This window comes from Bacteroides sp. AM23-12, from assembly GCF_003434395.1.
Lineage (GTDB): Bacteria > Bacteroidota > Bacteroidia > Bacteroidales > Bacteroidaceae > Bacteroides > Bacteroides thetaiotaomicron.
This window is the reverse complement of the sequence record NZ_QTLF01000001.1, coordinates 217,493-240,951: the sequence shown is the minus strand read 5'-3', so window position 1 is coordinate 240,951 and position 23,459 is coordinate 217,493. Positions and strand designations below refer to the sequence as shown.

Annotated in this window: 20 protein-coding genes; 9 read left to right on the top strand and 11 right to left on the bottom strand. The window is 41.8% G+C overall.

Annotation, left to right across the window (positions count from 1 at the left end):
* Positions 1–75 precede the first annotated feature (75 nt).
* The 5 genes from lpxD to miaA all read left to right on the top strand — a co-directional run bounded on the left by lpxD (position 76) and on the right by miaA (position 4,911).
* Positions 76–1,116, top strand: coding sequence for a UDP-3-O-(3-hydroxymyristoyl)glucosamine N-acyltransferase (lpxD, locus tag DW640_RS00750; RefSeq protein ID WP_055216796.1), 1,041 nt, complete (start codon positions 76–78; stop codon positions 1,114–1,116).
* Between the two features lie 11 nt (positions 1,117–1,127).
* Positions 1,128–2,513, top strand: coding sequence for a bifunctional UDP-3-O-[3-hydroxymyristoyl] N-acetylglucosamine deacetylase/3-hydroxyacyl-ACP dehydratase (locus DW640_RS00745; protein ID WP_008759880.1), 1,386 nt, complete (start codon positions 1,128–1,130; stop codon positions 2,511–2,513).
* A gap of 10 nt (positions 2,514–2,523) precedes the next feature.
* Complete coding sequence (gene lpxA, locus DW640_RS00740) at positions 2,524–3,291, top strand: acyl-ACP--UDP-N-acetylglucosamine O-acyltransferase (RefSeq protein ID WP_008764415.1); 768 nt, start codon at positions 2,524–2,526, stop codon at positions 3,289–3,291.
* A 21-nt stretch (positions 3,292–3,312) separates the two neighbouring features.
* Positions 3,313–3,867: a hypothetical protein gene (locus DW640_RS00735; protein WP_008759878.1), complete on the top strand. Its 555-nt coding sequence runs from the start codon at positions 3,313–3,315 to the stop codon at positions 3,865–3,867.
* 117 nt (positions 3,868–3,984) lie between these two features.
* On the top strand, positions 3,985–4,911 hold the full coding sequence (miaA, locus tag DW640_RS00730) for a tRNA (adenosine(37)-N6)-dimethylallyltransferase MiaA (protein ID WP_008759877.1): 927 nt from the start codon (positions 3,985–3,987) through the stop codon (positions 4,909–4,911).
* Here the strand turns inward: miaA and DW640_RS00725 are convergent.
* The 8 genes from DW640_RS00725 to DW640_RS00685 form a co-directional block, all read right to left on the bottom strand.
* Positions 4,884–5,261 (bottom strand): hypothetical protein, encoded by a 378-nt coding sequence (locus DW640_RS00725; protein WP_225629635.1) that lies wholly within the window; start codon positions 5,259–5,261, stop codon positions 4,884–4,886. The two genes, miaA and DW640_RS00725, sit on opposite strands and share 28 nt — an antisense overlap.
* Positions 5,262–5,441: 180 nt before the next feature.
* On the bottom strand, positions 5,442–7,883 hold the full coding sequence (locus DW640_RS00720) for a M56 family metallopeptidase (protein ID WP_008764412.1): 2,442 nt from the start codon (positions 7,881–7,883) through the stop codon (positions 5,442–5,444).
* A 101-nt stretch (positions 7,884–7,984) separates the two neighbouring features.
* Positions 7,985–10,117: a M56 family metallopeptidase gene (locus DW640_RS00715; RefSeq protein ID WP_008764411.1), complete on the bottom strand. Its 2,133-nt coding sequence runs from the start codon at positions 10,115–10,117 to the stop codon at positions 7,985–7,987.
* Between the two features lie 17 nt (positions 10,118–10,134).
* Positions 10,135–11,751: a M56 family metallopeptidase gene (locus DW640_RS00710; protein ID WP_061473390.1), complete on the bottom strand. Its 1,617-nt coding sequence runs from the start codon at positions 11,749–11,751 to the stop codon at positions 10,135–10,137.
* A 34-nt stretch (positions 11,752–11,785) separates the two neighbouring features.
* A complete protein-coding gene (locus DW640_RS00705) occupies positions 11,786–12,151 on the bottom strand; it encodes a BlaI/MecI/CopY family transcriptional regulator (protein WP_008759873.1) in 366 nt (121 codons plus the stop codon).
* A 636-nt stretch (positions 12,152–12,787) separates the two neighbouring features.
* Entirely contained in the window at positions 12,788–13,090 is a 303-nt protein-coding gene (locus tag DW640_RS00695; protein ID WP_008764409.1) for a hypothetical protein, read from the bottom strand.
* Positions 13,091–13,168: 78 nt separating this feature from the next.
* Positions 13,169–13,381 carry an Arc family DNA-binding protein gene (locus DW640_RS00690; RefSeq protein WP_008764408.1) on the bottom strand — a complete coding sequence of 71 codons (213 nt, stop codon included), beginning with the start codon at positions 13,379–13,381 and terminating at the stop codon, positions 13,169–13,171.
* A gap of 27 nt (positions 13,382–13,408) precedes the next feature.
* Positions 13,409–14,356 (bottom strand): SPFH domain-containing protein, encoded by a 948-nt coding sequence (locus tag DW640_RS00685; RefSeq protein ID WP_008764407.1) that lies wholly within the window; start codon positions 14,354–14,356, stop codon positions 13,409–13,411.
* A gap of 269 nt (positions 14,357–14,625) precedes the next feature.
* On the opposite strand from DW640_RS00685, the gene DW640_RS00680 reads away from it, so the two are divergent.
* Genes DW640_RS00680 through DW640_RS00670 form a run of 3 tightly spaced genes read left to right on the top strand, consistent with a single transcriptional unit; the run spans position 14,626 to position 18,863 of the window.
* Positions 14,626–16,836, top strand: coding sequence for a S9 family peptidase (locus DW640_RS00680; protein WP_008759869.1), 2,211 nt, complete (start codon positions 14,626–14,628; stop codon positions 16,834–16,836).
* Positions 16,836–17,684: a lipoyl synthase gene (gene lipA / locus DW640_RS00675; protein WP_008759868.1), complete on the top strand. Its 849-nt coding sequence runs from the start codon at positions 16,836–16,838 to the stop codon at positions 17,682–17,684. Before DW640_RS00680 ends, lipA begins: the two co-directional genes overlap by 1 nt.
* Before the next feature lie 57 nt (positions 17,685–17,741).
* Complete coding sequence (locus tag DW640_RS00670; protein WP_008764404.1) at positions 17,742–18,863, top strand: hypothetical protein; 1,122 nt, start codon at positions 17,742–17,744, stop codon at positions 18,861–18,863.
* Here DW640_RS00670 and DW640_RS00665 read toward each other — a convergent pair.
* The 3 genes from DW640_RS00665 to DW640_RS00655 are packed head-to-tail and all read right to left on the bottom strand — an operon-like array spanning position 18,829 to position 21,445.
* On the bottom strand, positions 18,829–19,533 hold the full coding sequence (locus DW640_RS00665; RefSeq protein WP_008764403.1) for an SAM-dependent methyltransferase: 705 nt from the start codon (positions 19,531–19,533) through the stop codon (positions 18,829–18,831). The genes DW640_RS00670 and DW640_RS00665 overlap by 35 nt on opposite strands.
* A gap of 40 nt (positions 19,534–19,573) precedes the next feature.
* Entirely contained in the window at positions 19,574–20,581 is a 1,008-nt protein-coding gene (locus DW640_RS00660) for a GldB family lipoprotein (protein ID WP_008759865.1), read from the bottom strand.
* A 6-nt stretch (positions 20,582–20,587) separates the two neighbouring features.
* Positions 20,588–21,445 carry an enoyl-ACP reductase gene (locus DW640_RS00655; protein ID WP_008759864.1) on the bottom strand — a complete coding sequence of 286 codons (858 nt, stop codon included), beginning with the start codon at positions 21,443–21,445 and terminating at the stop codon, positions 20,588–20,590.
* 349 nt (positions 21,446–21,794) lie between these two features.
* On the opposite strand from DW640_RS00655, the gene DW640_RS00650 reads away from it, so the two are divergent.
* On the top strand, positions 21,795–23,411 hold the full coding sequence (locus DW640_RS00650; protein WP_011109161.1) for a glycoside hydrolase family 28 protein: 1,617 nt from the start codon (positions 21,795–21,797) through the stop codon (positions 23,409–23,411).
* Positions 23,412–23,459: the final 48 nt, after the last annotated feature.

Sequence of the window (23,459 nt, the reverse complement as noted above, 5' to 3'; positions counted from 1 at the left end):
AATATTCATTCAATAACACGGAAATCTGAAAAAAAAATCCGTTATTTGTGAACTAATTTAATTTAAAATAAAGACATGGAGTTCTCGGCTAAGCAAATTGCAGCATTTATCCAAGGGGAAATCATTGGAGATGAAAACGCAACGGTACACACATTCGCTAAAATAGAAGAGGGAATGCCCGGAGCTATTTCTTTCCTGTCGAACCCTAAATATACGCCTTATATCTACGAGACACAATCAAGCATTGTATTAGTTAATAAAGATTTTGTCCCTGAACATGAGATTCAAGCTACTCTGATAAAAGTAGACAATGCTTATGAAAGCCTGGCGAAGCTGCTTAACCTCTATGAAATGAGTAAACCAAAGAAGCAAGGTATCGATTCACTGGCTTATATTGCCCCCAGCGCCAAAATTGGCGAGAACGTATACATCGGTGCCTTTGCCTATATCGGCGAAAACGCCGTTATCGGAGATAATACTCAAATTTACCCGCATACTTTCGTTGGAGACGGTGTGAAGATAGGCAACGGTTGTCTTCTTTACTCAAATGTAAATGTTTATCATGACTGCCGTGTCGGTAATGAATGTATCCTTCACTCAGGTGCAGTGATCGGAGCCGATGGATTCGGTTTTGCTCCCACTCCGAACGGATACGATAAGATTCCACAAATCGGAATTGTGATCTTGGAAGACAAAGTAGATATAGGTGCCAATACCTGTGTAGACCGTGCTACAATGGGAGCTACCATCATACATAGTGGCGCTAAAATAGATAATCTTGTGCAGATTGCGCACAACGATGAAATTGGCTCACACACAGTTATGGCGGCTCAAGTCGGCATAGCAGGCTCTGCCAAAATCGGAGAATGGTGTATGTTTGGCGGTCAGGTAGGTATTGCCGGACATATCACAATCGGCGACCGGGTAAATCTGGGAGCACAATCAGGTATACCAAGCAGCATCAAAGCAGACAGCGTACTGATCGGGACTCCTCCTATGGAACCGAAAGCTTACTTCAAGGCTGCTGTTGTGACTAAGAATTTGCCGGATATGCAAAAAGAAATACGCAATCTGCGTAAAGAAGTAGAAGAATTAAAACAACTATTAAATAAGTAAATAAGTAACCAATGCTGAAACAAAAAACGCTGAAAGATAGCTTTTCACTGAGCGGGAAAGGTCTTCACACTGGACTTGATCTCACTGTAACTTTTAATCCTGCCCCGGACAATCATGGATATAAAATCCAGCGTATTGACCTGGAAGGACAACCAACTATCGATGCAGTAGCCGACAATGTGACGGAAACAACCCGTGGCACAGTATTGTCAAAGAATGGAGTCAAAGTAAGTACCGTAGAGCATGGTATGGCAGCCCTTTATGCATTGGGCATTGATAACTGCCTTATCCAGGTTAATGGTCCGGAATTTCCGATTTTGGACGGTAGTGCACAATATTATGTACAAGAAATAGAACGTGTAGGAACAGAAGAACAAAGTGCTGTCAAGGATTTTTATATCATCAAATCTAAAATTGAATTCCGGGACGAATCAACTGGTTCTTCTATCATCGTGCTACCGGACGAGAATTTTAGTCTGAATGTACTCGTTTCCTACGATTCAACCATTATCCCGAATCAGTTTGCAACACTTGAAGATATGCACAATTTCAAAGACGAAGTGGCTGCCAGCCGTACTTTCGTCTTTGTTCGTGAAATAGAGCCGCTTCTCTCCGCCGGCCTCATCAAAGGTGGTGACCTCGACAACGCAATCGTTATTTACGAACGCAAAATGTCACAGGAAAGCTATGACAAACTGGCTGATGTAATGGGTGTTCCTCACATGGATGCGGATCAGTTGGGGTACATCAATCACAAACCACTGGTTTGGCCGAATGAGTGTGCCCGTCACAAACTGCTGGACGTTATCGGTGATCTTGCATTGATTGGTAAACCGATTAAAGGTCGCATCATTGCTACCCGCCCCGGTCACACCATCAACAATAAGTTTGCGCGTCAGATGCGGAAAGAAATTCGCCTGCATGAAATACAGGCACCGACATACGACTGTAACCGCGAACCGGTGATGGACGTAAATCGTATCCGTGAGCTATTACCACACCGTTATCCTTTCCAATTGGTAGACAAGGTAATTGAGATGGGTGCCAGCTATATCGTAGGTATCAAAAATATCACAGCAAACGAACCTTTCTTCCAGGGACATTTCCCACAGGAACCAGTGATGCCGGGCGTACTTCAAATAGAAGCAATGGCTCAGGTAGGCGGTTTGCTCGTTCTTAATTCTGTTGACGAACCGGAACGTTATTCTACCTATTTCATGAAGATAGATGGCGTAAAGTTCCGCCAGAAAGTAGTACCGGGAGATACACTGCTTTTCCGTGTAGAATTATTAGCCCCGATCCGTCGTGGCATCTCCACAATGAAAGGTTATGCATTCGTTGGCGAAAAAGTCGTTTGCGAAGCAGAATTCATGGCACAAATAGTAAAAAATAAATAAAACCAAAAACATGGTAAGTCCTCTAGCGTATATTCATCCCGAAGCTAAAATCGGAGAAAATGTAGAAATTGCGCCTTTTGTATTTATTGATAAAAACGTAGTTATTGGCGATAACAACAAGATTATGGCTAATGTGAACATCTTGTATGGTTCACGCATTGGTAATGGAAATACGATCTTTCCGGGTGCTGTTATCGGAGCAGTTCCACAGGACCTCAAGTTTCGTGGAGAAGAATCAACTGCTGAGATCGGAGACAATAATCTGATTCGTGAGAATGTTACAGTCAACCGTGGTACGGCAGCTAAAGGGCGTACCATTGTAGGAAGCAACAACTTATTAATGGAAGGGGTGCATGTAGCACACGATGCACTGATCGGTAACGGATGTATCATCGGCAACTCTACCAAGATGGCAGGTGAAATCGTTATTGACGACAATGCTATTATCAGTGCCAATGTATTGATGCATCAGTTCTGCCATGTAGGCAGCCATGTAATGATTCAGGGCGGATGCCGCTTCAGTAAAGATATCCCTCCTTATATCATTGCAGGACGTGAGCCCATAGCTTTCAGCGGTATCAACATTATCGGCCTTCGTCGCCGTGGTTTTGCCAATGAAGTGATCGAAAGTATTCATAACGCTTACCGTATCATTTACCAAAGCGGCTTGAATACGACAGATGCATTGAAGAAAATTGAAGATGAAGTTGAGAAGAGTCCGGAGATTGACTACATCATCAATTTCATCCGTAATTCAGAACGTGGTATTATTAAATAAACAGTTCAAAATAGTCATATTATGATATACAGATTTACTATCATATCTGATGAAGTTGACGATTTTGTCAGAGAAATACAAATTGATCCGGAAGCTACATTTCTTGACTTCCATGAAGCAATACTGAAATCAGTAGGGTACACAAACGACCAGATGACCTCCTTCTTTATCTGTGATGATGATTGGGAAAAAGAAAAAGAAGTCACTTTGGAAGAAATGGACGACAATCCGGAAATGGATAGTTGGGTAATGAAAGAGACTACTATCAGCGAACTGGTAGAAGATGAAAAGCAAAAATTGTTGTATGTATTCGACTACATGACAGAGCGTTGCTTCTTCATCGAATTGTCTGAAATCATCACCGGAAAAGATATGAATGGTGCCAAATGTACCAAGAAATCGGGTGATGCTCCGCCACAAACTGTAGATTTTGAAGAAATGGCTGCTGCAAGCGGTTCACTCGACCTGGACGAAAATTTCTATGGTGATCAGGACTTTGATATGGAAGATTTTGATCAGGAAGGCTTCGACATAGGTGGTAACGCGGGTGGCTCTTATGAAGAAGAGAAGTTTTAAGTATTAAGTATCAAGTATTAGGTATTAATTGCTATGCAGTGACAAGCAGTTAATACCTAATATTTTTATCCCCGACACTTTAATACTTAACACCTAATACTTAATACTTTAAAATCCATGCCCACTCTCATTGTTTTAATCGGACCTACAGGAGTAGGAAAAACAGAATTAAGCCTGCGACTGGCGGAGAACTTTCACACCAGCATTGTCTCCGCTGATTCGAGACAACTTTATGCTGAATTAAAAATAGGAACGGCGGCTCCTACCCCGGATCAATTAAAACGTGTGCCTCACTATCTGGTAGGCACTCTTCATCTTACCGATTATTACAGCGCCGCTCAATATGAGCAGGAAGCGATGGAAATCCTCCATCAATTATTCACAGAACATGAGGTAGTAGTACTTACTGGTGGATCAATGATGTATGTAGATGCCATCTGCAAGGGGATTGACGACATCCCTACCGTTGATGCTGAAACACGTCAGGTGATGCTGCAAAAGTATGAGGAAGAAGGATTGGAGCAACTTTGTGCAGAGCTCCGTTTATTAGATCCGGACTACTATCGCATCGTAGACCTGAAAAACCCAAAACGGGTGATTCATGCATTGGAAATCTGTTACATGACCGGAAAGACATATACATCTTTCCGCACCCAACAGAAAAAGGAACGCCCTTTCCGCATTCTTAAGATCGGATTAACCCGTGACAGAGAAGAACTGTATGACCGCATTAATCGTCGTGTAGACCAAATGATGGAGGAAGGATTACTGGACGAAGTACGTTCCGTACTCTCCTACCGGCATCTAAACTCTCTTAATACCGTAGGTTACAAAGAACTGTTCAAATATCTGGACGGAGAATGGGAACTCCCTTTCGCTATCGAAAAGATCAAGCAAAATTCACGCATTTATTCACGCAAACAGATGACATGGTTCAAAAGGGATGAAGAAATACGCTGGTTCCATCCGGAACAAGAAACGGAGATACTTGAGTACCTCCGTCTACAAAATCTGACTCATTTACCCAGTTTGGATACCTTCTGATAAACTTCCCGATAGACATTATTGCCCAACCGGAACAGAAGCGTCATTTTCTTTCCGTCAATCCGGTAAGATATAGGAACGATAGCATTTGCCGATCTGCCATGTTCATTACGCAGTTTCTCGCAGTAAAGGCCTTTTGCAATGATGCTGTACTCCCCCGAACGGGTAATTTTGTACGGGCAAAATACATCGTCCGAACTGCGGCTGCCTGAACTCACGTCTACAGCATCTTTGATATACGCATCCACATTGAAATAATTGCCATCTTTATCAAGTACCTTATATCTGACCACTTGCGAAGAGCCTTCACTCTGAACAAGTTTCCAGATTCCTTTTAAGTTTTGACTCATACAAAGTGCAGGTACAAGAAAAAGAAATGAAACAGCTAGTAAAATCTTACAAAATTGTTTTTTCATAATAATAAAATTTTAAGTTCAACAAATAGTTAATAATAGTGTATATCGCTTTTATTCCATATTTTTATTTCAACAGGATATAACTGCTCATTTTTAATCAAATAATGTATCCTCTCATTTATCTTTCAAAACTACTTTAAGCATAGGTTTTACTTTCACTTCAGCAACAGACTTATTGACATCAGCAATCCGAAGTATCCCATTTTTAGGCGCTTTCAAATTAAAACGACCATCTGCGTCAGCTACAGTATAATCATTTGTTCCTTTTACTAACACAGTAGCCGCAATCGTTTTTCCTTCTTCATCAGTCACAACTCCAGTTACAGAAATCCAATCAGAACGATATTTATCGGTTTCCAATCTTACAATCTTTGTTCCATCCATTTCATTTACAGACACCGATCTTATATTTTTGGTAGACATACCTTTCAATTTAGACTTCTTAATCTTTTCATCGTCTATACAATAAATAATTTCTCCTTCTACATCTTTTGCCATGCTTTCTGCCAATTCCAAAGCATCTGCATAAGGCTTTTTCGGATTAGCTTTATTAAACTCATATTCCGCATCTGTAAACAAAGTGATAATCAGCACTCCATTTTTCCCTCTTTCCCCATAAATATCCGTAGCTGATTTATCTTTCAATATAGTAAAGTTTTTAATACGATCAGGAGCAAGTTTGGAAATAGCATCTTCTTCCAATGCTTCTTTACCGTCAATAATAACCAAAGGCTTTTTTTTAGCTTGAGCAACATGCCATTCCTCATCATGAGATCCCCCCATATAAAAGTGTGATTTTTTAGGTGATTCGCTCTCAGTCCTTACCTTTGCAGGTTTTGGAAATTTTTGTTTATTCTGATATTCTTCTTCCGTCAACAAATCAACTAAAACTACTCCATCTTTCCCCCTCTCTCCATAAACCTCTACAGCTGCTTTGTCTTTCATTACAGATATACTTTTAATACGTTCCGGAGAGACACTGGATAAAGCTTCTTCGCCAACGGCTTCTTTGCCATCTATATAAACTAACGGCTTCTTACCACTTACTGAATGAAACGTTACACCCCAATTCTTACTTCCACGATTGAGAGCATCTAATCTCGTTTTTGAAATAGCATCAATCTTGTACTTATTCTGCAATATTTGTTCTGCGGTTGAATGTAACTGAATAACCATAGCCCCGTTTTTCGCTTTATCTCCATAAATATCTGTAGCCTCTTTTCCATCTAATATAGAAATACTTTCAATACGACTTGGATCTAAAGCATCTACCACAGTACGAGAAGATTCTTTACCATCAATGATCACCAATACATCTTTATCTCGCAAATCCACCGTAGATATCCCCCCAATATGGGTACCCATAAGTTTCGATTTATCTACAGATGTATTCATTCCCGGCTTTATTTTTGCTTGAGTTTTGGTTATTTTAAAATGATTATCTTCATCCGGCAGTAGTTTAGTAGCCAACACCCCATTCTTTCCTTTTTCTCCATAAATAGATATTGTTCCCTTCTCCTTCAATATTGAATCACCCGTGACTACCAACTTTTTCAGTGAATCTCCAGAAGTAATATTCGACACATCTTTGGTGATTTCTTCCACTTTTGCTTCTACAATTGCAGCCAAATCATTAACTTTGACTGCAGAAATCTCCTCAACTCTTTCGGAGATTTCGGGACGGGCAAAAGCGGTTACTGCAATAGTTGCCAACGGAAGTACATACAAGTACTTCAAACGTGCCCAAGGATTCGATTTTTCTTTTAACATCATAGTGATACGTTTTTTAAGTTTACTGTGATTAAAGCTGTTGGCCATAGAGTAGAGCCTTGTGCCAACGGCTTTTTTTATTAATAATAACTGATAATCTTTCGCATCAATACCTTCATTAATAACTGTTTCATCGGCTTCATATTCATGAATATTCTGTAATTCCTGTTTCAGCAGCCATATACCGGGGTTGAACCATTGAAAAAAGATACAGATATCAGCTACCAACAAATCGATGGAATGACGATTCTGAATATGTGCCATTTCATGAATCAGAATCTCGCGTCCATCCTCTTCCAAATCTTTCCGGGAAATAACGATATATCTCATCCAACTGAAAGGAGCGACCTCCCGTTCCAGAACAATCAGTCTGACTCCTCCTTTAAGCCTTTCCCGTTTACCCGATTTAATCAGTAATAGTAAACGGGATAAAGAGTAAAGATTACGGCATGCAAAGAATATAATACCAACCAGATAAAACAGCAACAGAACTTGTACCCAGGAAATGGAAAGTTCCTCCGGCTGTGCAACCGACACCTCCGCGGGATCCATAGCTTCCGCCATCATCAATAGTTGCTCAACTGTCAGTACGGTCTGACTCAATTCGGTCTGATGAGCAGTAGTCACCTCTATAAAGGGAATCAGCAGGGATAAAAATAATATCCCTAATAAGGCTATCCTGTTGAACCGATGGAATGTTTCCTTACTTAACAACAATCTGTAAAACAGATAAAATAAAGACAGACAAACCGCCGATTTCAAAATATAGATAAGAAAGATTCCCATAGTCATTGATATTTAAAGGAGACAAATATAGTTTTAACCCGGATTAGTATAAATAATAAGGACGCTGAATGACCATTTTATTAAGTATATTGATTCCTAAGTTATTTATCCAATACGATTTTTATATCTTTTGCAGCTTTTGTCCTGAAAAGCACCTTCTCACCCCGAGAAATCTGGAGAGAGGCGTCTTTAGGAGTTTTCAGCTCAAAGTGTCCAGTTGCATCAGTCTTTGTAGACGATGAAGTTCCATACATAGTAATAGTGACTCCTTCCATAGGCTTTCCTTCCTTATCCATTACAATACCCGAAGCCAATACCCACTTATCCGAATTTCTTTCCGTTTCAACACGGATCGTAGTTTCACCCTCCCCGCTATTATCAATACGTGATACTCCACGCACTTCATTTGCCGGAATATTTTTCAATTCTTCTTCCGAGGCTTCCTTACCATCAATAAAGAATAATACCTTTCCTGTAGGAACAACTTTATTATCGTGGATATTCATTGCCATCTCCCAAGCATTGTTATAGGGACGTTGCGGATTCTTTTTAATGTCTTCATATTCCTCCTCAGAAAGCAAGTCTATCAAAATCACTCCATTCTTCGCCTTCTCACCATAAGCCTCCAAAGCAGCCTCTGATTTCAAGACAGAAAAGCTTTTTATACGATCCGGAGAAATCTTAGACAAAGCATTAGGTTCCAAAACTTCTTTACCGTCAATCACTACTAGTGGTTCCTCACCATCATATACACCACGAATGGGAAGTCCGCCAATGCCAGGGACAGAGTTCAGTTTAGGAAATGATCCGGTTTTAGTCTTAAATTTAGCCTGAGTTTTAGTAATTCGAAAGTGGTTATCCGCATTCGGCAGTAATTCAATATCATAAACACCATGTTTTCCTTTCTCGCCATAGATAGAAAGAGCCGCATCGCTACGTAATATAGACACAGTCTTTATTCGATTCGGGTTGGCTTCATCATTCATTATCGAATACAATGTATCTTTAGATACTTCCTTACCATCTACCAATATAAGAGGCTTATTTGATTCCGATATCCGTTCAAAACGGCCACCATATAAAACAACCGAACTTCGCTTGGAAGCAACGGAATCATTGAATATTACAACTGAATCTGCTGAATATACAATCGATGAATCCTTAGAAACCCAACGTCCTCCATACATTTTTGATTTCTCAGGCACTACATAGGGCTTAGCTTTCAGGGAGTCTTTCAGCACATCTTTGGTGATTTCTTCCACTTTTGCTTCTACAATTGCAGCCAAATCATTAACTTTGACGGCAGAAATCTCGTCAGCCTTTTCAGAGATTTCGGGACGGGCAAAAGCGGTTACTGCAATAGCAGCCAACGGAAGTACATATAAGTATTTCAAACGCGCCCAAGGATTTGATTTTTCTTTTAACATCATAGTGATACGTTTCTTAAGTTTACTGTGATTAAAGCTGTTGGCCATAGAGTAGAGCCTTGTGCCAACGGCTTTTTTTATTAATAATAATTGATAATCTCTAGCGTTTATACCCTCATTAATGACCGCTTCGTCGGCTTCGTATTCATGGATATTCTGCAATTCCTGTTTCAATAACCACGCTCCAGGATTAAACCACTGAAAGAATATACAGATATCTGCTATGAGCAAGTCCCAAGAATGGTGCTTTCTGATATGCGCACATTCGTGAATCAGTATTTCACGTCCGTTCTCCTCCAAATCAGTTCGTGAAATCACAACAAACTTCATCCAACTGAAGGGTGCCACATTCCGGTCATGAACCAACAAAACAGTATGTTTATCTATCTGTCTCCGTTGCGCCGTATTCATTAACCGAACAAGACGGAATAAAGAATAGACATTCCGGCAAACAAGGAAAAATATGCCCGCTATATAAAATAGAAGAACTATTTCTATCCAATGCACTGGGCTTCTCCACGTATCTACCAAATCATCTCCTTCCACTACTGTTGTCACCTGGGTTTCCTGATGATTCTCTGCCATAACAAGTAGTTGTTCAATTGTCAGTACTGCCTGATTTATTTCATTCTGCGGCGCCTTGGTCACTTCAATCAGCGGAAGCAACAAAGAAAACACGAGAATGCCCAACAACGCAATCCGGTTAAAACGGTAGAACGTTTCTTTACTCAACAGCAGCCTGTAAAACAAATAAAACAATGACAGGCACACCCCCGATTTTAGTATATAGACGAAAAAGAATCCCATATATAGATTAATTCCAGTTAGTTCTCTGCCAATTTCTTCTCAAACTCCTCCAAATAGGAAGGATTCTTTTTAGATGCCAACACCCAAATGCCTTTCTTGGCTTTACTACCAAACTTAGATTCCAGATTCGTCGACTCCGGCAAAATTTCCCATACATCATGCAACAGATCATCCGGAGATAAGCTCTTCAACTGCTGGTAAGAAATTTCTTTTCCATCCAAAAGAATAAGCTGTCCATCATGCCCGGTTCCTCCATCCGTACAATAAATCTTAAAGAAATCCTTCACATAATAAATGCACTTCACAGTATGAGAGGTCTTCACTTCATGAGCAAGTGCAGGATGAGCGTTCTGCTGCTTTTTAACTCCATAGAGTTCATTCAACGATTTAAGCATTCCTTTTTTTACCCGATGAACAAAATCCGCCAAGTCACTTTCTGTCCACGGAGTAGTGGAAGACAAACGTAGTATTCCTTTCTCCTTTTGGTAAACACCTTTCCGATAACTGATGACATTATCATCAGAACTTGATTCCGAAATTGACCATCCTGCATATCCCACAGGGATATGCATTTTTAGAGTATCGATTTCTATAATTTGTACAGTGTCCGATTCTGCATAACTCTTAGAAACCAGAATCTCTTCGAAATGTCTCACATCCAATGTATCCTGTATGAATGCATTTCCCTCCTGATTATTCATATTCAGAAGATTCGGACGGGCAAAAAGAACAGCTGTAATAGCTGCCAACGGAAATACTATCAAGTATTTTGATAATTTCCAAGGATTTGATTTTTTCTTCAACATCATAGTAATACGTTTTTTAAGTGAACTGTGATCAAAACTATTCACCATAGAATACAGCCTTGTTCCAACAGTCTTTTGAATTAATAAAAGCTGATATTTCTTTGCATCAATCCCTGCTTTCAGAACTGATTCATCTGCTTCAAACTCATGTACAGTTTTCAATTCTTTTCTGAATAGCCACATTGCAGGATTAAACCACTGGAACAAAAGGCAAATCTCCGCCAATAATAGGTCCCGGAAATGTTTGTGCATGATATGCGCATACTCATGAGCTATAATTTCTTCGCCATACTCCTCCAAGTCCTGCCGGGATAGCACAATATAGTGTCTCCAACTAAACGGTGCCACATTTTGCTGATGGACCACCAATCTGATTTTTCCTTTCCAACACTTCTTCTCACTGTTACGAATCAAACGGTATATACATGCTATGGAAAATATGTAACGCAACAATAACAGCAATGCTCCACCCAGATACAGAAATCCCAAATTGCCAAGGGTCAAAATAGTGAAATCAGACCTTTCTTTCTCTAATTGTGTATGTAACGTAGTTGTTGTGACCTGCTCCATTTTCTGCAAATCATGTTCTTGCTCCGTTTCTTCTTCCGGAATATTCAGACGTTCAAACACTTGCTCAATCTGTGGTAAATGGAAGTTCTGTGAAACTTTGAGCGAAGGAATGACAAATGCAACCAATATAAGCCCGATCAACACCATCCGGTTGAATCGATGAAATGTCTCCTTGCCTAGCCACAAGCGGTAGAATAAATAAAAAACAGACAGACAAAGCGCTGTTTTCAACATATATATGAGGAAGAAAATGTGCATAGTATTGTTTTGTATTAGATTGTGTTATTCTTTATTATTTCTGATGAGCTTGTTCCACCTCGTTTATAAGCCTTTTCAAGTCATCCAAAGAAATATCCTCCTCTTTGACCAGAGATGAAACAGCGCTCAAATATGAATTATTGAAATACTTGCTGATTACATTCCGCAATGTCCCTTTACGAAAATCTTCTTCGCTGACAACGGGATAGTACTGATAAGTATTCCCAAAAGTATGATGAGCCAGGAATCCCTTATCTTCAAGCCCGCGAACAATTGTAGATAACGTATTGAAATGAGGCTTCGGTTCCTCATAGAAAGCCAACATTTCTTTCACAAACAAAGGGCCTTTCTCCCAGAAATACCCCATCAATTCCTCTTCTTTTACTGTTAATCCTTTCATATTTACAACATTGTTTACTGCAAATAACGAGAAGTTTTAGTTCATAAACTAATTTTCATAGTTAAAGTAAACTAAATGCTTTAGTTTATCTTCTTTTCTAACAATTGCGGCAAGGTATACCTATTTACATATTGGCATTAAACTCAGATTCTATCGGGATTTATCCATCCATTCCCCCAGCCTCTCAGAAAAGAATTATGTTTTTATCTCTCATACTCTCATTCTTTTCTTATAAATATCAGAGAACTAACAAGATACAAAATGAGAGATACTTTCATCATCGGTATCTCTCATTCTATTTCAACTTATCTCTCATGATTTTTCGGACAGTATACCGTTATCTTACCTTCATCCGGCTGTCCTTTACAGATGATACTACCTATCTTCTTAGCATCTCTTACCTACATCCTTATCTTATCTCCCTTACATACCTCTGTTTTCTTACCGACATCTTCATCGTTCCACTAGAGTGCACAGGCCTGTGCACTCTAGTGAACAGATCGTGCCACCCGGGTGAAACGATCTGTTCACCCGAGTGGCACGATAACAATTGAACTTATATCACACGACCTTATCCGATAGATAACACAAGAATATAGGGTTGTTTATCTGAAAAGTAAGGCTACATCTCCCTTATTATCCCAGTAATTTATCAATGATAAAATGGCCGATGAAGAATAAATCGCCCATGAAAACAATGCTGAATATCAGAAAAGCAAAGCAGGTACTCCAACGGGAACCTCCTGCTTCCTCGCCACGTTTAATACGGAGCAGGGAACTGTGCAGACAATCACCCGCAATGAACAGCACAAACAGACTCGGTATCAAGTCACCCCATGATATCAACCACAGGTTATCACCTTTTCCCATCAGGAATGTCAATGCTACGGCCAACAGGAAGACAGAAGCATACTGCAAATCTTTTCTCTTCGAATTCATAGCGGTAATATTTAAAGTACTTTTCACAAAGATATCGAATATCTTCCAATAATCCTTATCAATTCTATCTAAAAAAGGTTATGCCTGATCGGAAGATTCGGACGGAGCATTCCCTGCCTTAGCGGATTTCTTTTTCAGCCGACCGCTCTTTCTCAGCGCTTCGGCAATAATCCACTGAAGTTGTCCGTTGGTACTGCGAAACTCATCGGCTGCCCATTTTTCGATGGCATCCATTGTCTCGGCATCTACACGCAAAACAAAACTCTTTATTGAAGATTCTTTTTTAGCCACTACCTTCTTACCTTCTGTTTTTATTTATTAATGATTCAACGTACCTGTATTGACTACCGGCTGTGCAGCCTCATCCGCACAAAGAACTACAAGCAGATTGCTGACCATCGCCGCCTTCTTGTCCTCGTCCAATTCAACAATTTCTTCTTCAGAAAGTTTATGCAAAGCCATACGTACCATTGATACGGCACCCTCCACAATCTTTTCACGGGCACTGATAATGGCCGAAGCCTGCTGACGACGCAACATGACGGCTGCAATCTCCGGAGCATAAGCCAGATAGTTAATACGGGCTTCCACTATTTCCATTCCGGCCATCGCCAGACGTTCGTTAAGCTGGTGTTCCAACTGATCATTAATTTCATCGCCACCGCTCCGCAATGTCAATTCATCCGAATTCGCTTCGTTATCATCGTAAGCATACAATCCTGCCACCTGACGGAGAGCAGCGTCACTCTGCACACGCACAAAATCTTCAAAAGCATTCATTCGTCCGGCAACGGTTACGCTCATCTGTCCGGTTCCTTTATTATCCGCCATCGTCTGTGCATCGATTTCGAACATGGCCTTATACGTATCCTTCAGTTTCCAGACAAGCACCAGTCCTATCAGAATGGGGTTACCAATCTTATCATTCACCTTGATAGGTTCTATATCCAGATTACGGGCACGCAAAGAGAGCTTTTTCTTATTCATAAAAGGATTCACCCAAAAGAAACCGGTTTCGGTAAAGGTACCCTTGTACTTTCCGAAGAATACCATAGCCCGGGCTTCGTTCGGTTCCTGAGAAAAATATCCGGGAATCATCAGAATAGCTGCTGCAAGAAAGAGGATCAACAGCAGGAACAAAACAATACTTCCTTTAAAAAGGATAAAGCTCATCACAATCAGAAGAGGCAGTATCGCCAAATTAACAAACAAGGCTACAAACCCATTAATAACCACGTCATTGTACTGAAATTCTTTTGCATTCATAGGACTAAATTTTGATATTATTTTGATATCACAAATATATCACTTTTCATTCTGATAATGCAAGGGGAAAGACTCTTTTTTCTCCGCAATACATCATTTTTAACTAAACAGCAGTCATCCGATACTAAACAAATTTAAAAGGCGTAAGAAAATAAGGGTTTAATTCAAACAAAAACAGGATGTACTTTGAGGTATTTAAGTTTATTGTTATTTTTGCAGGGTATGAACTTAACCCCCTTAAACAAGTAAAATATAAAACGATTTATAAAATGAGAAAAGTAAGTTTAGCCCTGCTCCTCTGCCTTCTCTGCCTCGCCGGAATGGCACAAGGACAAAAGGCACTTGATTTAAAAGATATTACCTCCGGACGCTTCCGTCCGGAAAATATTCAGGGAGTCATCCCCACACCAGATGGAGAGCACTACACACAAATGAACGCCGACGGTACGCAAATCATCAAATACTCATTCCGCACAGGAGAAAAGGTAGAGGTGATCTTTGACGTGAACCAGGCACGTGAATGTGACTTCAAGAATTTCGACAGCTATCAGTTCTCACCCGATGGTGACAAATTGCTGATTGCTACCAAAACGACCCCGATATACCGGCATTCATACACAGCTGTGCATTATATATACCCTTTGAAACGAAATGATAAGGGAGTTACGACAAACAACATTATTGAACGGCTGTCCGACGGCGGACCTCAACAGGTCCCCGTCTTTTCTCCCGACGGAACGATGATCGCTTTCGTGCGTGACAATAATATATTTCTCGTAAAGCTGCTCTACGGTAACAGCGAAAGCCAGGTGACCGAAGATGGCAAGCAAAATACAGTTCTCAACGGTATCCCCGACTGGGTATATGAGGAAGAGTTCGGTTTCAACCGTGCCCTGGAGTTCAGTGCCGATAATACCATGATTGCTTTCATCCGCTTCGACGAATCGGAAGTTCCTTCTTATTCTTTTCCGATGTTCGCGGGAGAAGCACCGCAGATTACTCCTTTGAAAGACTATCCGGGCGAATATACCTACAAGTATCCGAAAGCCGGATACCCGAACTCGAAAGTAGAAGTACGTACGTACGACATCAAATCGCACGTGACCCGCACCATGAAGCTTCCGATAGATGCAGACGGATATATCCCCCGCATCCGCTTCACGAAAGATGCCAGCAAACTTGCCGTCATGACATTGAACCGCCATCAGGATCGTTTCGACCTTTATTTTGCCGATCCGCGCTCAACGCTCTGCAAGTTAGTGTTGCGTGATGAGTCACCTTATTATATTAAGGAGAACGTGTTCGATAATATCAAGTTCTATCCGGAAACTTTCAGTTTGCTTAGCGAACGTGACGGTTTCAGCCATCTTTACTGGTACAGCATGGGGGGAAACCTTATCAAGAAAGTAACCAATGGCAAATATGAAGTGAAGGATTTTCTGGGTTATGACGAAGCAGACGGTTCTTTCTATTATACCAGCAATGAGGAAAGCCCCTTGCGTAAAGCAGTTTACAAGATCGATAAGAAAGGTAAAAAGACAAAGTTGTCTCAACGTGAAGGAACCAATACGCCGTTATTCAGCAAATCGATGAAGTATTACATGAACAAATTCTCGAATCTGGATACTCCTATGCTGGTTACACTGAACGACAACACAGGCAAAACCTTAAAAACGCTTATCACCAACGACCAGTTGAAACAAACGTTAGCCGGCTATGCCATCCCGCAAAAAGAGTTCTTTACCTTCCAGACTACGGACGGGGTAACTTTGAATGGATGGATGATGAAGCCTGTCAACTTCTCCGCATCCAAGAAATATCCGGTGCTGATGTACCAATATAGCGGTCCGGGATCACAACAAGTTCTGGATACTTGGGGAATCAGTTGGGAGACTTACATGGCCAGCCTCGGCTATATCGTTGTATGTGTAGACGGTCGTGGCACAGGAGGCCGCGGAGAAGCGTTCGAGAAATGCACTTATCTCAAAATCGGTGTGAAAGAAGCCAAAGACCAGGTCGAAACAGCTCTTTATTTAGGCAAACAGCCGTATGTGGATAAAGACCGGATCGGTATCTGGGGATGGAGCTATGGCGGATACATGACATTGATGAGTATGAGCGAAGGAACGCCGGTGTTCAAAGCCGGTGTAGCTGTTGCCGCACCTACCGACTGGCGTTTCTACGACACCATATATACAGAACGTTTCATGCGCACCCCGAAAGAAAACGCAGAAGGATACAAAGAATCATCCGCTTTCACACGGGCCGACAAGCTGCACGGCAATCTGTTGCTGGTACATGGTATGGCAGACGATAATGTTCACTTCCAGAACTGTGCTGAATACGCCGAGCATCTGGTGCAGTTGGGCAAACAATTTGATATGCAAGTATATACCAATCGTAATCATGGCATATACGGTGGCAACACCCGTCAGCATCTATATACACGATTGACCAACTTCTTCCTCAACAATTTGTAATGGCTGACAGAGTGCGCAAGCCTGAATGGCTGAAAATAAATATCGGTGCCAACGACCGTTACACCGAAACTAAAAGAATTGTCGACTCCCACTGCCTGCATACGATATGCAGCAGTGGGCGTTGTCCCAACATGGGAGAATGCTGGGGAAAAGGAACTGCCACATTTATGATCGGTGGTGACATCTGCACCCGAAGCTGCAAATTCTGCAACACACAAACCGGACGCCCGCATCCACTGGATGCCAACGAACCGACACACGTAGCGGAGTCTATCGCTCTTATGAAATTAGATCATGCGGTAGTTACTTCGGTAGACCGTGACGACCTTCCCGATCTGGGAGCCGGACATTGGGCACATACCATTCGTGAGATCAAACGACTGAATCCGCAGACCACAATCGAAGTACTGATACCCGATTTTCAGGGTAGAATGGAACTGGTAGACCTAGTGATAGAAGCCAATCCCGATATTATTTCCCATAATATGGAGACGGTAAGACGCATCAGTCCCTTGGTTCGCAGTGCGGCCAACTATGATACCAGCCTGCAAGTGATCGGTCACATCGCCCGAAGCGGAACAAAATCAAAAAGCGGTATTATGGTGGGGTTGGGAGAAACTCCACAGGAAGTGGAAACCATTATGGACGACCTGCTGGCAGTCGGCTGCCAGATTCTTACGATAGGACAATATTTGCAGCCTACACACCGACATTATCCGGTTGCCGAGTATGTGACGCCACAACAATTCGCCACTTACAAAACCATCGGTTTAAAAAAAGGATTCAGCATTGTAGAGAGTGCTCCTCTCGTTCGTTCATCCTATCATGCAGAGAAACACATTCGATAGAAAACAAAACACATTCCCTATTTGTTTTATAGGTAAAACCGGCAAATAAACATAAAGATGGATCATAAAGGAACACTTTCTTCCGCGTTTAACATGTCATTGGGTTTTATCCCCGTTATTATTTCCATTTTATTGTGTGAATTTATAACGCAAGACACGGCTATTTACATCGGTACTGGTATAGGTATCGTAGGGATATACCTATTACTACACCGTAAAGGAGCGCTAATTCCTAATTTTATTCTTTATATTGCCACCGGAATGCTGGCACTGCTGTCACTTGCAGCCTTGATTCCCGGTGACTATGTTCCGCCAGGTGCTCTGCCTCTTACCCTGGAAGTCAGTATCCTCATTCCGATGCTGATACTCTATATGCATAAAAAGAGATTTATCAACCACTTTCTGAGACAGATAGGCTCCTGCAATAAGCGCTTGTATGCGCAAGGAGCAGAGGCGGCAGTTGTTTCGGCCCGTTTTGCATTGATCTTCGGTATCCTGCATTTTATTATTATCAGTATTGTCGTTGCCAGTCAGGACCCTTTAAGCCAGACAAGTATGGTGATACTTTATAAGGTATTTCCCCCTGTCGTATTTGTGATGAGTATCCTGTTCAATCAGATTGCTATCCGGTATTTCAACCATCTGATGTCGCACACGGAATACGTGCCCATAGTCAATACGAAAGGAGATGTCATCGGAAGAAGTCTTGCCATAGAAGCACTCAACTATAAGAATGCCTATATCAATCCGGTCATAAGAATAGCCGTATCTACTCACGGGATGCTGTTTCTTTGTGACAGACCGATGAATGCCATCCTTGATAAAGGGAAAACTGACATACCGATGGAATGCTATCTCCGTTATGGTGAGTCCCTCACCGAAGGAGTAAACCGCTTGGTGCACAATGCGCTTCCACACGCAACGGAAGACTTCAAGCCAGAGTTTAACATTGTCTATCACTTCGAGAATGAAGCAACCAACCGGCTCATCTATCTTTTCATCGTCGATATCAAAGATGATTCTATCCTTTGCACTCCCCGCTTCAAGAACAGTAAGCTATGGAGTTTCAAGCAGATAGAAGAAAATATGGGCAAAGGCTTTTTCAGCAGTTGCTTCGAAGATGAATACGAACACCTGAAAGATGTTATTTGTATAAGAGAAAAATACAGGGAATCTTAGACAATTCGGGAATATGCCCTTTCCAGTCTTTCACCGTGCGGGTTTGTATAAACTCGCCTTCGCAAGTTATATTGGCAGCAATACATAGTTTTGTCTGCGGACGGCAATTCTGCAAGATATCTTCTATCATCTTATGATTCCGGTAAGGAGTTTCGATGAATAGCTGTGTCTGACTTTCAGCATAGACACGCTGCTCCAGTGTTTTCAGTTTCTTAGCCCGTTCTCCCGGTTCTATCGGCAGATAGCCATGAAAGGCAAAGCTCTGTCCATTGAATCCCGAAGCCATTACAGAAAGAATAATAGAGGAAGGTCCTACCAGAGGAATCACTTTCAGTTTCTGGCGCTGGGCAATGGCAACCACATCTGCTCCCGGATCGGCAACGGCAGGACAGCCCGCCTCCGAAATCACCCCCATCGAGGCTCCACCCGCCAAAGGCTTCAGATAACCGGATATATCTTCGGGAGAAGTATGCTTATTCAAAGGGTAAAAAGTCAGCGAATCAATATCAATTTCCCGGTCAACCTTCTTCAGAAAGCGACGGGCAGAACGAACATCTTCGACAATAAAATGCCGGATACCACGAATAATCTCCGTATTATAAGAAGGTAACACCTGTTCAAGAGGTGTATCGCCCAATGTAACGGGCAACAGGTAAAGAGCAGTTTCCACTTTAGGTAATAGGTGATAAGTAATAAGTAATAGGTATGGGCTAGAGTTTCAGGTAACCGGACTCTTCGAACATACTCTGATAATCGGTAAGTTCCAGCAGATCCTTTATTTTAAGATCTTTATGCTTTTTCATGTAGGATGCTATAATCCGTGCTCCCACCCACGAACCGATCAATGCAGGGGCTTGTCCTCCCAGCATATCAACAGTAGGCGCCGGTTTCATATAGTAGCGGATCACCATTGGGTCACGTGCGTGCAGATGATCGTTTGCACAGATATACTCCCAGATATCCTTTTCGTTTTTCCTGCACCATTCGTTCTCCTGATCGGAGTATCCCATTGCCTGACCAATATCGTCATAACCAAGCAAATGCTGCACCACATAATTGATTTTGCCGGAATGCATCATCAGATCGACCAGACAAGTACCTTCATGATAGTTCATTTCGTAACGGCTAAGGAGATAGAATGCGAAACAATCCGGCACAATCCGTTCCGGACGCATCGAGGTACATTGATAGTCATAGTAGAAACGTTTGTAGAGAGGATAGTCTTCTCCCATATACTTATCGAGGCTGATTCCCAGCAATGTATCTACCAGAATGATTGATTCATTGAATGCGGATATCTGCGAATAAATAAATGGTATTTTCGTATCGGGGACTTCCTTCTTCAGCTTCCGGAATCCTTTGGTGAGTCCTTTTTCTACTTCGTCAAGATTGGGATATTTAGCTTCTACATCGCTCAGCAAACGAAGCAAGGTGCTATCCGAGTAGAATTTTTGCAAACGCTGAGAAATGGTGTCGTCCTTCACCGTACCGATAGACAGTACATCTTCTATCAGAATCTTTGTCGGCTGGCGATAGTCCATTGTCAGTTTCTGCATAGCGGAAAAGCTGTTGGAGCGAACATATTCGCTCAACAGCTTATCGTATCTCAGAACAGAAATCCCTTCTTCCTTCTGCTCCGCAACCTTTCCTGTGCTTAAGCCGCAGGAGGCGAAAAGCATACCTATTAATATAGTAAGAAGAGAGATCCGTAGTTTCATAACCTTTTATCCGTAAATGATATTACCATTTTCGTCCATGTACTCATCCAGTCCTTTTTCGTAAGTAGCCATTGCACGAAGACTCATACCTACGCTGGAGAAACCACCGTCATGGAATAAGTTCTGCATAGTCACTTTACGGGTAAGGTCGGAGAACATCACGATACAATAATCCGCACATTCGTCAGCTGTTGCATTTCCAAGCGGAGACATACGGTTAGCGAAATCATACAGCTTATCCATACCTTTCACTCCCGAACCGGCAGTAGTAAAGGTAGGCGACTGTGAAATCGTATTCACACGTACGCTATGCTCACGACCGTAGATGTACCCGAAACTGCGTGCGATAGATTCCAGCAGGGCTTTAGCATCTGCCATGTCATTGTAGCCGTAAAAAGTACGCTGAGCAGCGACATAACTCAAAGCTACGATAGAACCATATTCCGCAATAGCGTTCAGTTTCTTGGCGGACTGAATCATTTTATGGAACGATACAGCCGAAATATCCAATGTCTTGTCCAACATTCCATAGTCAAGGTCATCATAAGTACGTTTCTTGCGCACGTTAGGAGACATACCGATAGAGTGCAATACAAAATCAATTTGTCCGCCCAATATATCCATAGATGTCTTGAATACATTCGTCAGATCTTCCACACTGGTGGCATCTGCCGGCACTACCTGACAGTTTAGTTTTTCAGCTAATGCATTGACTTCACCCATACGGATAGCCATCGGAGTATTTGATAATGTAATAGTTGCACCTTCTTCCACGGCGCGCTCTGCTACTTTCCAGGCGATAGACTGGTCGTTCAGTGCACCGAAGATAATTCCTCTTTTTCCTTTCAACAAGTTGTTACTCATATCTTCTAATAGTTAAATTTTGTGCAAAGATAGTATCTTTCTGCATAAAAACACGAGAAGTGTGCAAATATTAGACATAAATGACAAAAAATACACGTATTCTATCAATAACTCCACATCTGCCTGAAGTTTCCCCCTTATCTTTGCCAATGATAATTAAGAGGTTTTTTCATAATATTTATTTTAAGGTTAGAATTAGGTTAACATGAATTTGTCTTATTCCTTTCCGGCAGGCTGCCTGCGAGAGGTCGCCTGCGGAGGGAGATAAGAGTTATGAGAAGCCATCTTAGAAATCGAAAGAGAATACCAGAAAAACAATAAATGTATAACCCTATAGAAAAGTTACTAAATGAACACAATGACAAGAAGACTCCTCTGGATGGTCGTATGTTGTTTGCCGTTTGTCTCGGGATGCAAACAAAGTGAGTGCGCAATAAGCGAAAACGCAATAGATGACACCATTTACCAGAATTTACCTTTCGAAATGCCGAAAGTACAGCAGCCGGTTTTTCCTGCTTATGAGGTAAATATCTCTAAATTCGGAGCCAAGGGGGATGGGATGACCCTGAATACGAAAGCAATCAACGATGCTATAAAAGAAGTAAACCAACGTGGCGGAGGTAAAGTTATCATCCCAGAAGGCACTTGGCTGACCGGACCTATCGAACTGCTCAGCAACGTGAATCTTTATACAGAACGCAATGCCCTGATACTCTTCACCGGTGACTTTGAAGCATATCCTATCATCCCCACTTCTTTCGAAGGATTGGAAACACGCCGCTGTCAATCACCGATTTCTGCTCGTAATGCAGAGAATATCGCTATCACAGGATATGGAATATTTGACGGAAACGGAGACTGCTGGCGCCCGGTGAAGAAGGAAAAACTAACAGCTTCGCAATGGAATAAACTGGTAAAATCGGGTGGTGTACTCGATGAACAGGAAAGAATATGGTATCCTACCGCCGGTTCGCTGAAAGGTGCAATGGCCTGCAAAGACTTCAATGTGCCCGAAGGCATCAACACGGACGAAGAATGGAATGAAATCCGTGCATGGTTGCGCCCCGTATTACTGAATTTCGTGAAAAGCAAGAGGATTTTGCTGGAAGGAGTCACTTTCAAGAACTCACCGAGCTGGTGTCTGCATCCGTTGTCATGTGAAGACTTTACAGTGAATAATATTCAGGTAATCAATCCCTGGTATTCTCAGAACGGAGATGCACTCGATCTGGAATCTTGCAAGAATGCACTGATCCTGAATAGTGTATTCGATGCGGGTGACGATGCCATCTGTATCAAATCGGGCAAAGATGAGAACGGCCGCCGCCGCGGAGAACCTTGCCAGAATGTAATCGTAAAGAATAATACGGTATTACATGGGCATGGCGGATTTGTAGTAGGCAGTGAAATGTCCGGTGGTGTGAAGAATATCTATGTAGAAGATTGTACATTCCTGGGAACAGATGTAGGTCTGCGCTTCAAAAGTACCCGCGGACGTGGCGGTGTTGTAGAAAACATCTATATCAATAACATCAATATGATCAATATACCGAACGAACCGTTACTTTTCGACCTGTTCTATGGTGGCAAAGGAGCCGGAGAAGAATCGGAAGAAGATCTGCTGAGCCGTATGAAGACGGCGATTCCTCCTGTAACCGAAGAGACTCCTGCGTTCCGTGATATTCATATATCAAATGTCATTTGCAGAGGTTCGGGACGTGCGATGTTCTTCAACGGACTTCCGGAAATGCCTATCCGTAACGTAACTGTGAAGAATGTTGTGATGACGGAAGCTACTGACGGAGTCGTTATCAGTCAGGTAGACGGTGTCACACTCGAAAATATTTATGTAGAATCAACCAAAGGAAAGAATATACTGAATGTCAAAAGCGCCAAGAATCTGAAAGTCGATGGAGAGACTTATGAAGAGATTGACGCCAAAGGACAGATATTGAATTTCAAATAAGAGATTCCACCACAGAAAACCACAAAATCATTATATAGAGTAAAAAGC